The sequence below is a fragment of the Chloroflexus aurantiacus J-10-fl genome (genome assembly GCF_000018865.1).
In the GTDB taxonomy this organism is placed as follows: Bacteria; Chloroflexota; Chloroflexia; order Chloroflexales; family Chloroflexaceae; genus Chloroflexus; species Chloroflexus aurantiacus.
This window is the reverse complement of sequence record NC_010175.1, coordinates 2,380,319-2,394,734: the sequence shown is the minus strand read 5'-3', so window position 1 is coordinate 2,394,734 and position 14,416 is coordinate 2,380,319. Positions and strand designations below refer to the sequence as shown.

The window sequence follows — 14,416 nt, the reverse complement described above, 5'->3', positions numbered from 1 at the left end:
ATTTCAATTCAGGCTTCATCATTATAACGATACAATGAATCGGTCGGCAAATCAGCCGACCGATTCTTCCTCAGAGGGTGGTTTGGCCAGGATATTATTAACGAAGGACCAGAGGGGTATACGTCGTGTAGACGTTAGTTGCTACTCGTACCGTGATTGGAATCTCGACGTTGGGCACATCATTACCACTGAGCAGTATTCTTGCATTATAGGTACCGGGAGCTTTACTACTGGTATTAATCGTCACACTGAATGAACTGCCGGTAGCTGAGCTAAGTGATACGCTGGTCGGGCTAAGCTGGATAACACCGCTCGCATCGTCCTCCCCAATGGTTACGTTGATTGGTGAACCATCGTTTGAATAGAGGCTAATCGTGTATTGTTGCACCTGATTCGCCTCCATCAATACCGCCATACTGGTGACACCAGGACGTATCCTGCGTTCGAGGAACAGACCGTTATGGGCAGGATCACGCTGAAACTGCGGCCACGGCGTGCTGTATGGCTGGTAGGGACCACTCGCACTGGTAATCGCCTGTTCGAGATCGCGCCAGACGTAGACGAAAGCTCGATTCTGCATAGCCGGCTGATCATAACTGGTGTGTGATCCAGCAGCTACAATTTCCAGCTTACCGTCGTTATCAATATCGGCAATTGCTGGTGTATTGCGGATTGGCATCCACATAAACATCGACTTCCGGGGCATACAGGCCTGGGCCTCGAGACCACCAATTGGGCAACTTGGCGTAAGTTCCTGTCCGGCACCGTTGTAGATCATCACCGAATTCTGGACAACAATAATGACCTCGTGCGAACCGTTACCATCAATATCGGCAATCAGCGGGTTGTTGAAAGCCTCCGACATATCGGCCTGTTCCTGGGTGGAACCACGCACGACGATATTCCAGATCGGATTGGGATTGTCATAGGTCCACGCTACCAGTCGACCACCTTCACGGGGCGTGTCTACGGGTGGATTAATCGAACCGCCAGAGGCAACAGCAGCGACAATCTCCGGCTTACCATCACCGGTAATATCACCGATGGCCGGCGATGAAGCAACACATTCTGGCGCATTAAGTGTCATCTTTTCAGTGCCGTTCGCTGCATTGAAAATCTTCACCCATCGACCCGGTTTGGGATTACCCCCGTAAAAACAGCTACTACCGACGATCACCTCAAGCTGACCATCATTTTCCAGATCGGCCACTGCTGGTGACGAGTAGATAGACTGGTCAAAGCGCACAGCCCACAGAAAACCTTTGCCAAAGCCGATCACGTTACCACCATCCCTTGCACAGTAGATCGGATCAGCCACAAAGGTCGGATTGGCGGGAAAAGCGTAGAGGAATCCCTTTGCACTTTCATAGTACGAATTCGTCTCAGGGAATGGTGTGATACTATTGGGATTGCACACCATCCCCGGCGTAAAATCGGTGCCAACGATAATGTCTTTGCGTCCATCACGATTAACATCGGCAAATGCCGGTGATGACCAGATCGAGTCCATCGCAAAGTATTTCCAGCGCAACGTGCCATCCTTATTCAGCACGTGAAGGTAGAGGTCGGCTGAACCGGCAACGATAATAATGTCGCCTGCACCGTTTACATCGGTCACCGATGGTGTGCTGAAAACACCCGATTGACCACTAATCGAACTGATCGGAATCTGGTAATTCCACAATGGCTGGCCGGTAGCCGAATAAGCACGGATACCACCGGGACAACTCGGGTCGGCCAGAATTTTGCCGTAGCCTACAATCACTTCCAGGCCGGGCAAATCGGGTCTCAGATCGAACAGGGAGGGGGCACCGTTGAGCAAACTATCATCACCGGTCACACTACAACTTGCCACCTGCGTCGTCCACATCACCTGACCATTGTTGCGCAGAGCGAACAACTTCCCGTTGCGATCCCCAATCACGATCTCCAAACCGTTGCTGGGATTGCCATCCAGATCACTCACTACCGGTGAACTACGAATAATTCGGGCACCATCCAGTTGCTTCCCGGCCAGGTTGTCGTCCTGTTGTAAAATTTCGGTTCGTGAAAAACCGGGTTGGGAATTGACCGGATTCCGATAAAACGCAAAGGCGAGCGATGGTGCAATGAGTAGTACAACAACTAGAACGAAGAAAAACCGAAGGCGTGTCATAGGATCATATCCTTTCCCTGATAATGTGTATATATTTCAATTGCACCTGTGAAGATCAATCTATCCACCCAAACGATTAAATCAAGTTATATTTCGGTTTAGAATTGAGAGATTCGGCATTGTTGGATGAAATCAGTTCCGATTTCAAACACCCAGGCGTACTATAACGGTTCTGAATTACCAATCTCTTACCAATGGTGGTTACTGCTGGATCAGTCGGCAGGATCAACGAGGGTAAAACTCAGGTCGTGCATCAGGAATAGAACGTACCGCTGTATGTTCACGCACAACTCTTTGCGAACTCTGCATACAGTCTCTGACGATGAGGCGAAGCGCGGCTTCCACATCAAGCTGGCTTATACCGGGAAGAACTCCGAAGCGTCGGCAGCACTATGACAGCACCGTACATTGGCCACAGAAAGCAAGAGCTGCCTCCAGATAACTCTTGCGCTCTATCATTGGCGCAGGGCAATCAGCTACCAGATTGCCCCAAGAACAGTACTGAACGATCCGTGAACATTCACACTGATACCATCTTCAGGGACATGGAGAGGACTGTCAGGCGAGAAGAAAGCCTCTTCTAACCGCATTCTGCATGTCGCTGATGGAGAGGTTTAAGCAATCCGACGGCCATGTGGACTATCCAATTGCTTGCAGTCAGCCTATTGAACGACCTGTAGTCCAGATTTCTGGCCCGTAGACAGGATTGATCCATCACCAAATTACCCCATAATCGCCGCCAATCGCTGTCGGATCCGTTGGGCTGCATGTTGCCAAGTCCAGCGTTGGACAACTTCGGCTGCCGCTGCCTGACCGATAGCACGCGCCTCGGTCGGATGCTCATAGACATACCGCATCAGGTAGACGAGGTGGTCAAGATCAGGCTCGGCCCACGACCAGCCCAGATAATAAGGACACTTCGCCTCAGCCGGAACGAGAGAACGGACCCGTAGTGGATAACCAACACCCTTGTGCAAAAACTCGGTTTGAGCGCTCCAATTAGTTGCAATGACCGGGACGCCGCAGGCCATTGCCTCAAGAATGGGCAGCCCCCATCCTTCGCCACGACTGGTCAGCACAAAGCAATCTGCGCTACGATAAAGCGAAGCCAATTGGGCACGACTCAAATACTGGTTGTAGAGAATTGCTATCGGTGGCCCATCGGCTGGTAAGTTCAGGCTGGCAATTTGCTGAGAAACACTGATAGATGCATCAAAATTGTTGATCCGTAAAATAAGAATGACATCATCATGGTTTTGAAACGCACTCACATATGCGCGAAGTAAAATTTCGGGCGCTTTTCGTTCACCCCATTCGAAGATCGAGAGAAATGTGAAACGACTATCCAGACGGTGTACCGGCACTCTAGGATGAAACTGTGTTGGATCATAGCCAAGTGGCATTGCATGCAGTGGCCGAATCACGCCAGCCGCGGCGAAGGTCTCGACCCCCCAATGACTCGGTGTCCAGACTTCATCCATCTGATTGCAGGCTGCCACCCAATCAGCAGGCAATCCATTGACTTCAAGCATGGTATAACCGATACGGTAGCCGCGGTGTTCAGTATAAAAGAGATCTGCCTGATCATAGCTCACTTGTGGAATGCCTTCGGGCAACGAGCGTGCGGCAATCTCGCGCAGGCGTGGATGCGAAAGGTTGGCAGGCATATGCCAGGGTGTAGGTCGGTGGAATAACTCCACTCCTGCCTGATCGAGGTGGAGAGCCAGTTCTTCCGAACTCACCGAATACCCTATCGGCAAACCCCACCGTGACTGCCAGATAGCTTGTAACGCAGAATACTCTTTCATAAGGCTACTCTGATTTAGCCTGGTGCATCGCCTGATACTGCTTCAACTCCATAAGGTGTTGACGAGTTATTGCCAGTTCATTACGCAGCAGATGAATCTGCTGTTCTGCCGCATGCAGGCGGTAGTGATAATCGTTGATCTGTTGTTGAAACTGTTGCTGGCGGGCTAAAAGAACCTCAATAATCCGTACCACGGCGGCGTGAAATTCGTTGGCTTGCAACCATGGAGCAAGGAAATACCAGCGGGTCACCCGACGTATCAGATGTTGAACGTGTACACGCAGTCGGCTGATGAGTCGTTGATCGGCGGGAGGCTCGGCACGCAACGGATCAACAGACCAGGACGTGTGCAGCGTTTGCAGGTTAGATTGGAGATAGTCTTCGCCGGGTGTCGTTACTTCAGGTTCTGTCCTCGGTTTCTCACTGTACCCGGCATCGGGCGCAACACCATGCTCACCCTGGTACAATGCGTCGGCAACAGCCTTCATTGCTTCTGCCGCACTGTCACCCTGAAAGCGAATCCAGTAAATGCTCATATTGCCTCACTTCACGAATGTGTAATGTCTGCTAAGCGCTCGATAATTCGATCAACAGCTTTTTCCCACGTCCAGCATTGCTGTACTTCAACAGCAGCCTGTGCTCCTTTTTCACGTGCTTCTGCTGGATGCTCGTAGACGTACCGCATAAGATAACGTAAATGATCTATGTCAGGATCGGCCCAGCGTGAACCGGCATAATATGGGGAACGAGCGACTGCCGGTATTAACTGACGAACCCGCAGCGGGTATCCTAACCGGTCGTTGAAAAAGTCACGCTGAGCACCCCAGTCGGTTGCAATGACCGGTAAGCCACAGGCCATGGCCTCAAGTATCGGCATACCCCATCCTTCGCCACGAGTGGGCAGGACAAAGCAGTCGGCACTCCGGTAGAAACTCCCCATCTGGTGCTCGGCAATTTCCTGGTTCAGGATAACCACGACTCTGGGTGCATCGGGACGGTTGACAATCTCGTGGATACGCTGATGAACATCGAACCGTGGATCATGGTTAAAAATCTTCAGTACCAGCACCACATCATCGCTACGCTTAAATTCACTCACGTATGCGCGTAGCAAGGTTTCGGGTGCCTTCCGCTCAATCCATTCAAAAACAGAGAGAAACACGAACGAGTCAGTTGGTTTATGCCCCTGGATACCCGGATGAAAATAGTTGGGATTAAATCCCAACGGGATAATATGGATTGGCCGTCGTACACCGGATTGCACAAAGACATCACGGGTAAAGTGGCTCGGCACCCACACCTCGTCCATCTGATTTGCCTGATGCACCCAATCGGCAGGCAGGGCATCAGACTCCAGCATGGTAAACCCAATCCGGTACCGACCACTGTTTTTGATAAAGGCATCACCCTGACTGTAGACAACCTGGGGCAATGACGTATCTTTGGGACGCTGCCGCAGTTGATCAAGCCGCGGATCGCGGGTCGGCGGTTCCGTGTAATCGGTGCCGAAGATGCAGGCCAGCCGAATATCGACACCACGCCGATCCAGCTCGCGGACAAATTCACGCGACGAGGTCGCGTACCCGGTGGCATGGGCGATGAGCGAATGCCAGACCAAACCATAACGGTAGCGTTGCCGGTAGTAATCACGCCATTTCGACAGGAAAACCCGTTGTCCATGACTGAACATACGCCACCAGTCGGCGTTGTTAAGTTTTGTACTCGAATTTTCGTGGTGGACGACCCTGGCTCCGCCGGTGCAAACAACTTTGAATCCGGCCTGCATTGCACGCAGGCAATAGTCGGTGTCTTCGTAATACGAGAAGTAGGTTTCGTCCAGACCGCCAATGGTGGCAATCACATCACGCCGAATGTACATGCACGCACCGGTGACCCCTTCAACCTCGCGGATGCCGGGATACTGGCCGATAAACGGTTCACCACCACCGATCTGATAGCCCCAGAAGTTATGTTGCGGCATATAGGTGCCGGCGTGTTGTAAGAGGCCATTTGGGAAGAGGAGCAAACAACCGACAATCCCATAGTCGGGATGATTGTTTGCCACATCACGCAAGTGGGCCAGCCATGCCTCCTCAATGATTTCGGTGTCGTTGTTGAGGAGGAGCACATCGTGATCTGGAGGGGCTGCGGCAATGCCCTGATTCACGCCTGCCGCGAAACCTCGATTTTCGCTATTGGCAATCAGCGTAACATCGGGTTGATCACGAAGCCACTCCACGGTACCGTCGGTACTCCCGTTGTCAACAACAATGAACCGATACGCTACATCACGGGTGTTTGCACGCAGGCTGGTAAGACACCGTTGAGTGAGCGCCAACCCATTCCATGTGAGTATCACGATAGCAACCGGCGGACGTGTACCGGGCTGGAAGGGAGGTCGCCTCGGATTGGTGGATTGCTGGGGGAGATCGGTGACGGCAGATACCCCTGTGTCATCTGTACCCTGTTTGTTGTCCGTTGCTATTGTCGCCGGATGCTCACCACGGGAAGGCGCTTCTGCACCATCCGGCAATGTAGCAGGTGATAATCCAACAATTTCTGCCATCACACGTTCATCGGTACCAGCAGGTGCCGATGCATACGGCAACACATGCGAATGCAATGCCTGTTGTAAGCCGGTAATGCGGCTGGTACGTTCGCGGGCAATCGCTTCAGAGCGCAATTCAATTAATCGACCACGGATGACACTGATCTCCTCGGCTGTCCAGCCACGCTGCCGACCAATCTCAGGCAAGGCAAGAATCGCTTGCAAATAGGCGGCGCGCAGACTGTCACTGATCCCTGCGGCAGCACGCTCTTGCAACAAGGCATGCTCGGCTGGAAAGACAATCTCGTGTAGTTCGGCGATGGAACGATGCTTCAAGAGCAGGCGCCAGCGCTGGCGCTCAAGCATATAGGTATGTCTGGGTGATGTCTGCTGCAATGCGCCCTCATGATGTATCAGCGTTGCTGCGGGTACCAGTTCGATACGCCAGCCCTGCGCCAGCGCACGCAGGCAGAGGTCCACATCTTCGTAGTAAGCCGGAAAGAATCCTTCATCAAATAATCCAATCTGATCGAGCATTGTCACGCGCATACCCAGGGCCAGCGCAGCCAGATAGTGTATCGGCGCGGGATCGTCAATCGAGTGGCGATTCCGTCCATACCAGAGTGGCTCGATCAGGGTGCCGCCGGCATGCTGAATCTGACCATCAGGAAAACGGGCCAGACAGCCTGCAAGGCCAACCGCCGGGTCGACGAACGCCGACATTATTGCAGCCAGCCAACCGGGATCAACCACTGTGTCCTGGTTTAGCGCAATCACTACATCGGGAGGTTCGACTGTGGTTAAAGCGGCCTGTATACCTGCATTGACTGCACCGGCAAAGCCGAGTGGTCGGGCAAAATCCAGGAGTGTTACATCAGGAAACTCGCGACGAACAATGTCTGGCCCATCATCACTACTACCATTATTCACGACAATAATGGCCGGTTGTTCTGACTGTTGTTGCAATGATTGCAGGCAGTCGCGAATGTATAACCCACCCTGCAACAATGGAATAACAACGCTTGCTTTCATTTTGATAAAGAGAGAGATAGATCGCTTAATCGCTGTGCCACTTGTGAGAGCACTTCATCCAAATCAAGGATACGTGTTTCGAGATCAATAATGTGTTGATGGAGTGGTGGTAATGTGTCGCGAGCTTTTTGTAATTCAGTATTGAGTGTAATCTGCTCCTGTCTGACTACTTCCAGCAACGGCTTCATCTCGGCAAGTTGTTGGGTGAGCGACGCCAGATGATTTGCTACATGCTGCTGATAGAGCGTTGTCTCATAGCGGAGCGTATGCAGTTGCTCTTCCGTTCGTCGCGCCTGTTCATCGAAAGCACTGGATAAACGATATACCAGATTGATCAATGCTGCATTAAACGCCCGTTGCTGATCCGCAATTCGACACAGGTCGGCGTGTAGTGAACCAGTTATTCGTCGTTGCAGCCATTGCTTTACGCGCCCGAGCATTGAGCCTGGTTGGGAAGAATCTGGAGCGACCTGCCAGTACTTTTCCAGTTCGTGGATTAATGCATTGCGCTCTTGCAGAATGGTTTGCAGATTATCCATGGTTGATTGCCGTTTCTCGGTTGTGCTGCATTCAGTCTTCCTTATAGGAGATGATACCATACGCCACAACGGCGCTACCACCTGGGACCAGCGCAAGCGCTGGCCAAGGGCTGTGGCCTGAGCACTCTGATGTGCACAGTACTGCTGATCGGTTAGTAAACGAATAAGCGCGGCAGCGACCGCCTGACTGTCACCAATCGGAACAACCTCTCCGGCCTGATGTTCCCTGATGAGTTCGGCAGCAGCATCACCGGCGCTGACAATGCTGGGGCGTCCTACCCAGAAATGATCAAGAATACGCGACCTTACAGCGGCATAGCGTGTCTCTAAATGTTCCTGGTGCAATGATACCATAATCGCCGCTTCCAGCAGAAAGTCGGCGCGTCGTGCGTAGGGTATCCATTCGTTGTAGAAGTGAATGCCGTTGCCGAGTAATCCCAGGTCGGTAGCCAGTTGGCGAGTTTGCTGGAGGGTTGTCATTTCAGGAACCTGGCCTGGATGTCGTCCGGCCAGGAAGACCAGGCGGGCTTTTGGTACAACAGGCAGCACATCCGGCATCGCCCGTACTACTGTCAGCGGATCGAGCCAGTCCCAGAGGCCACTGCTCCAGAGAATGATCTGATGATCGGCGTTCAGGTCATCAAGGACACCACGTAGTGCCGGTTGGCCACTTGCCTGCGGCGGATCATCGCTCACCCCGAATGGCACAACGTCGATCAGGTCACGTAGCAGCGGATCGCTATCAACCATCGCAGGTGACAATCGGCCAAGCGCCAGTAATCCGCCGATGTACAGATCGCGCTGCCGTTCGGTAGCGCAGAGAAAATGGTCGCCACGCAGGAGCAGCCCTCGCAATAACGTTATGTCACGTTGTGTCTGTGCTTCCCGTTCGGCAATCGGTCGCTGGCGAAACAGTTCGAGATTTTCAAAGACGATAGGATCGTAAAGATCAACTATCAATCGGCCATGAAACGTAAGCAGTTCGGGATGAACAGAGGCAACGAAACCATTTGCCAGTACTGTGGTCGCTCCGTTCAGATACGGTGTGAGCGAGGTTTTGTCACCCCAGGTGTAATGTCCATACGTGATCCCCGGCGCTAACGGCAAATCAATAGGGCGAGGTGCTATCAAGGTCACCGGAATCTGTCTGGCCAACGTTCGTGCCAGCTCCCACATCCGAATGCCAGGTCCAGCCATTCGTTGACCAACGACATCATGGCTGATGATCAGCAGATCACTCATCCGTGCCAGCTCCAGTTCCCTTCGCAGAACACCATGCCGTACCGTTGGCTCAGACCATCACTATGGATGACCAGAGGATACATGCGGTCGTGAACATCAAATTCGTACAACTGTGTGGAATCGGTGGCCGAGGCACTGACCAGGTAGCGTCCACCAAGGAAGGGCAAGCGCGGAATGTGATAATCGATGATACCAGCTCCTTCAATGAACGGGATATGGTATTTATCAAAACCGGTATTTGGCCCGGTCAACCACGGCCCACTTTCGTGGTTGATCCCCACACCGAAGACCGGGCGCTCGATCCGTTGATGGGCGAGATAGTGAATGCGAATGGTGAGCGGTTCGTGGGTACGGAAGGTAATACGTTCACGCCCCTGCGCATCGAGGAGTTGCACGCGCGTGATCTCAACTTCGCGGCTACCACGGCGCATGCGCGATTCGCGAATCTGATCGTCATCTTCACTGTGCAAACGCTCCTCAAACTCAGCCCGTTCGCGCTCGTTCACATCGGCCAGATAGGCGTCAACCACCTTACCAGCCTCACCATACGCTTTCATTTCGCCGTGGTCGAGCCAGACGGCGACATCACAAAGTGAGCGCACAACGTCAAGCGCGTGCGAGACGAAGACGATGGTCTTCCCGGCCCGTCGAAAGCCATAGATGCGATCAATACATTTGCGCTGAAAGGTCTCATCACCGACGGCCAGTACTTCATCAGTAATCAGGATGTCGGGATCAACGGCGGTTGCGACAGCAAACGCTAGCCGGGTGTACATTCCCGACGAATAGTGTTTGACCTCGGTATCGAGAAACGGCCCAATTTCGGAGAATTCGATAATTTCTGGCAGTTTGCGCTGCATCTCTTTGCGGCCAAAGCCCATCAGTGATCCGTAGAGAAAGACGTTCTCGCGACCACTGAGTTCGGGATGAAAGCCACTGCCCAGTTCGAGCAGGGCCGCGATGCGACCCTGGGTTGTTACCCGACCGCTAGTCGGTTCAAGTACGCGGGTCATCAATTTGAGAATGGTACTCTTGCCGGCACCATTGTGCCCAACGAGACCAATGCTCTGCCCTTCTTCAACGGCAAAGCTCACATCACGCACGGCCCAGAAGGCTTCTGCCGGCGGTAGCCCCCGGATCAGGCCCATAAAACGCTCTTGAATAGTCGAGGCGTTCTGGCGACGGACAAACTGCCGTGAAACCTTGTCAAACTCAATCACGACACTCATAGTTCTTCACCAAAATGGCGGCTGGTGCGCTGGAACACCCAGTAGCCAAACGCGAGGATGATCAGTCCGGTCAGACCGACCCGGAGCATCGCACTAAGCGCGGGTACACCCGGTGTTGGGATCAGACCAACCGGCACAGGGTTGCCGTAAATGATCTCGCGGTAGAACTCGATGATCGAGGCGAGTGGGTTAAACCAGCGGATTAGACGGGCAGCCAGCCCTTCACTGATTGTGCTTAGTGGATAGATGATCGGGGTGAGGAAGAACCAGATGTTGATTACGATACCGATCAGGTGCACAACATCGCGGAAGAAGACGGCACCCGCACCGAGAAGGAGCGCCAGGCCGGCCAGAAAGATGGTCTGAAGTGCCATAATAACCGGCAGGTAGACGATGCTCCAGCTCAGGTTGAGGCGGCCCAGGGTAGCGAGTTGTACAACAATGATCACCAGTGCCATCATCGGTAGCGAGAGGATGAAATTGAGCAGACTCGATCCAACCGCTACCAGGGGCAATACCTCTCGCGGGAAGTAGACCTTTTTCACCAGCGCAGCATTGTCGATGATACTGCGGGTACCGCTCAATACCGCTTCTGCGGTGTAGTTCCAGGGCAGCAATCCGACAATCACGAAGACCGGAAACATCGCTAGTCCGTTGGGCAGGAGAAAGCTGAAGACGATGACGTAGACCAGCATCATCCCCAGTGGTGCGATCTGTGTCCAGAGGTAGCCGAGAGCACTACCTTTGTAGCGGGCACGTAGATCGCGCAGGATCAGGTTACGGATCAGCTCGCGGTATTGCCACAATTCCTGCAATTTCGGGAGTACGCCGGCACTGCGGTCGAGCGCAATCCCCCCCAGGCCAAGGGCCGTGCCAAACAGGATTGCCAGCGCAGTCAGCGGTATTTCATAACGTGGTTCTGGCGCAGCAGGCAGTGCTGCTGGAATGCGGAATGCTGCGCTCTCCTGGTCGGCGTTGAAGCGGGCACCCGCTTCCCGAATCATATAGGTAAGTGCTGCTTCAATGCTGCGTAATTGGGCGATAGTGCGATCACGCGCCGCCAGCTCAGCGGCAGCGGACGGATTCGTTGCGGCACAGTCGCGCAAGGTTGCTTCACGAGTGGCAGTATCGGTTAGACCAGCGCTGCCACAGAGTGCATCGAGGGTCGCGTTGCGAGTATTGATCGCAAATCGCCACAAGTCGTAACGTGACTCAAGCGCCCGCGCAACATCACTAATCTCTTCACCGGAGAGATCGCTCAGGGTGCGTGGTGTGCTAAACGGTTCTATTGGTCGCGAGAGGGGCAATGCCTCAAGACGCAGAATATCGCGCAGCAGCAGCGCAAAACGGTCATCAGCGGGCGGCGTCGTGCCGTTGAGTGCCTGCCAGAGCTGCCAGCCGAGCATGTTGCGTAAAATTTCGCGCCCACCGGCAGCTCGGATCTGGCGTACCAGTTCAGCAGCACCGGCATCGGCCAGGAGCTTCGCCTCGGTGGCGTTATCGGCAACCCCGCGCACCAGAACTTCACCCGGTTGCTGTAAGAGATATTCAACGCGAAAATTGGGTAGGCCGAAGCGCACATCGGCCCGCGCTAATGTCGAGAGGCGTAACGCTTCCGTGGCATCGGCAATCGCAATATCCATCCCGGTCAGGTTTGGCCCAACCGGCTGATAGATCGGGCCATAGCGCGCCATGTCGAAGCGAACTACCGCATTGGCATAATAAATGATCGGTCGCGTAAGGATTGGCGGAAGGGCGATACTCAGCGCGCCCACAATACACAATACCAGCCACAACCACTGGTACAAGCGTAGCGCTCCGCGTTGCCTCGTTAGCAGATCGCCGATTGCACGCCAGCCTGTCGCCCGGTTTAGCGGCTGCTTGATCGTGTTGGCCACAATGTCACCTCTACTGTCTGACCGGCAGCCAGATCGATCCGGAGCCATCCACTATGCTGCCACTGTTCCCGTGGCACGATGTCGTTGTTGATCGCGACATCAGTCGTATCAGGCGGTAGATCGATCATCATTCCCACCAGATGATAGGGTGATGTGTTCTGCACCTGATAGCGATGTGCCGTGCTTCGCCCCCGATCAGTACTCGCGGTTGGTTCGGTCAGCGTTGTTATATTGAGTGTCATGCGAGCAATTTGCCAGCCGGCAATCTCGCTAAATGGCGCGACCCAGACATCGCCACGCCCGACAGTATAAGATACCACATCTTCCCAGGCCGCCTGCTGTGCGGCACTGGTTACCTCTTCGGTATGTGACCAGATGTCGATCATGCCACCGGCGGCTACCGTTTGTTCAATCTGCGCGACAGCCAGCTTTGCCCGTGCCGGTGTCAGATAAAAATCCGGGCAGGCGATGATTCGTCCTTCACGACCGGGGAGCCAGCGACAGTGCGGGTCGCGCACCAGACCACGTTCATCAAGGGGGAAGAGATTATAGGGGCCATAGTCGCTCAGACGTGTAACTGCACGAATGCCGCCCTGTTCGAGGACATCCCAGTTCGCGTCGCTCATACCGGCACTACTGCTCCACGGGAACGCCAGCGCACGGGCAATACCAATTCCACGCTCGGCAGCAACGCTATTCCATGCTTCAATATCAGCTCGCCAGGTAGCCGCATCGGCATACCCGCCGTACAAATGGCTAAAGGTATGGCTCTGAATTTCGTGACCGGCGGCGCGCAACGGCTCAATCTGATCGCCAAAGTACCAGGCCGGATCGGTGGCAACCGTGCCATACGGGTCATCGGCAAACCAGGGTCGGTTTGTCCAACGATCACTCCGCCAGCCATTGGCTGCCGAAGCCCAGGTGAAGACCGGGTCGTTCATGAAGCGTCGCTGCTCGCGATTCCCCATTAAGAAGTTATAACCGGTCGCGAAATAGGTCGCCCGCACATTGTAACGGGCAAAAATGCTCATGCTCGTCTCAACACCGGTACGCATGCGCATCCCGCGTTGAATGGGGTCTTCGTCGGCCAGCGGATCATCAACCGAGCGTGAGTGGATCAATCCTCCCATCGCGGTTTCCCAATCGAAGGTGAACGCAACTGCGGCACGGTACCCTTCAGGCCATGGCGCGATGGTCAACGGCGGCGAGACATCTGCGTTCTGCGCCGGCGGCAGCGTATGCCCACCACGTTGCAGGCGCGGCATATCGAGATAGATACGGTCGTCGGAAGACGGTTCAATGCGTACCCGCAGTATGCGTGCCGTCTGTGGAGCACGAGCATAGCCGGCAATCGTTGTCCAGGCAGTCGGCGGACGCTCCGGCGTCCATAAGACAACCGGTTGCCAGGGGGTGACGGAACGTTCACGCAGTACACCCTGATCGTCGTACCACTCGAAAACGAGGCGAGCACGGGTCGGCGAACGCAGCAATGAGTCGGTCAGGGTTGCAACCGTGAAACAATAGGACGTGCCGGGTTGCACCCCAATCGGGGGCGTTAGCGCATAATTGGCGATTCCGATCAATTGCAACGCCCGCCCATCACCATCAAGATCGAAGCCCTGACCATCAACTGCCGGGCCACGCACTTCAACCCCACCGGCGCCGCGGCCCCACCCTTCAGGCAGACCGACAACATCACCGGGTGTGGCAAACCTGGCATTGGGCAACAGGTTTGGATCGACAAAGGGGGGTGCAGCGCAACGTTCAAGTCGCTGACTGATGAAGAGGAAGACCCCGACAGCGCCAATAATGAAAGATACGATAATAGCGCTTAATGCAAACTGACGTGAAATCATGGGTTGCTTGTCATTGTACACCAAATGTCGTGCAGACCAGGCTGCGGCTGCATTGTACCATAGATGTTTTTACTTACCGTTGTCGGGTCTTGTCCTGACATTGCGAGCGT

8 protein-coding genes are annotated in these 14,416 nt (G+C 54.2%); all 8 read right to left on the bottom strand.

The genetic code is table 11. The annotated features are described in order from the left end of the window. Nucleotides 1-97: 97 nt before the first annotated feature. Complete coding sequence (locus CAUR_RS09135) at nucleotides 98-2,155, bottom strand: FG-GAP-like repeat-containing protein (RefSeq protein ID WP_012257615.1); 2,058 nt, start codon at nucleotides 2,153-2,155, stop codon at nucleotides 98-100. Between the two features lie 722 nt (nucleotides 2,156-2,877). Further along, the gene (locus CAUR_RS09130) at nucleotides 2,878-3,963 is read right to left on the bottom strand and encodes a glycosyltransferase (RefSeq protein ID WP_012257614.1); all 1,086 of its coding nucleotides are present in this window, start codon (nucleotides 3,961-3,963) and stop codon (nucleotides 2,878-2,880) included. A 4-nt stretch (nucleotides 3,964-3,967) separates the two neighbouring features. Continuing rightward, a complete protein-coding gene (locus tag CAUR_RS09125) occupies nucleotides 3,968-4,498 on the bottom strand; it encodes a hypothetical protein (RefSeq protein WP_012257613.1) in 531 nt (176 codons plus the stop codon). Nucleotides 4,499-4,509: 11 nt separating this feature from the next. Then, nucleotides 4,510-7,542 carry a glycosyltransferase gene (locus CAUR_RS09120; RefSeq protein ID WP_012257612.1) on the bottom strand — a complete coding sequence of 1,011 codons (3,033 nt, stop codon included), beginning with the start codon at nucleotides 7,540-7,542 and terminating at the stop codon, nucleotides 4,510-4,512. Continuing rightward, the gene (locus CAUR_RS09115; RefSeq protein WP_012257611.1) at nucleotides 7,539-9,323 is read right to left on the bottom strand and encodes a glycosyltransferase family 4 protein; all 1,785 of its coding nucleotides are present in this window, start codon (nucleotides 9,321-9,323) and stop codon (nucleotides 7,539-7,541) included. The genes CAUR_RS09120 and CAUR_RS09115 overlap by 4 nt, the downstream gene beginning before the upstream one ends. Next, nucleotides 9,320-10,552, bottom strand: a complete 1,233-nt coding sequence (locus CAUR_RS09110) for an ABC transporter ATP-binding protein (protein WP_012257610.1) — start codon at nucleotides 10,550-10,552, stop codon at nucleotides 9,320-9,322. The genes CAUR_RS09115 and CAUR_RS09110 overlap by 4 nt, the downstream gene beginning before the upstream one ends. Next, nucleotides 10,549-12,450 (bottom strand): ABC transporter permease, encoded by a 1,902-nt coding sequence (locus CAUR_RS09105; protein WP_012257609.1) that lies wholly within the window; start codon nucleotides 12,448-12,450, stop codon nucleotides 10,549-10,551. The genes CAUR_RS09110 and CAUR_RS09105 overlap by 4 nt, the downstream gene beginning before the upstream one ends. Then, nucleotides 12,423-14,306, bottom strand: coding sequence for a polysaccharide deacetylase family protein (locus tag CAUR_RS09100; protein WP_012257608.1), 1,884 nt, complete (start codon nucleotides 14,304-14,306; stop codon nucleotides 12,423-12,425). Before CAUR_RS09100 ends, CAUR_RS09105 begins: the two co-directional genes overlap by 28 nt. Nucleotides 14,307-14,416 lie beyond the last annotated feature (110 nt).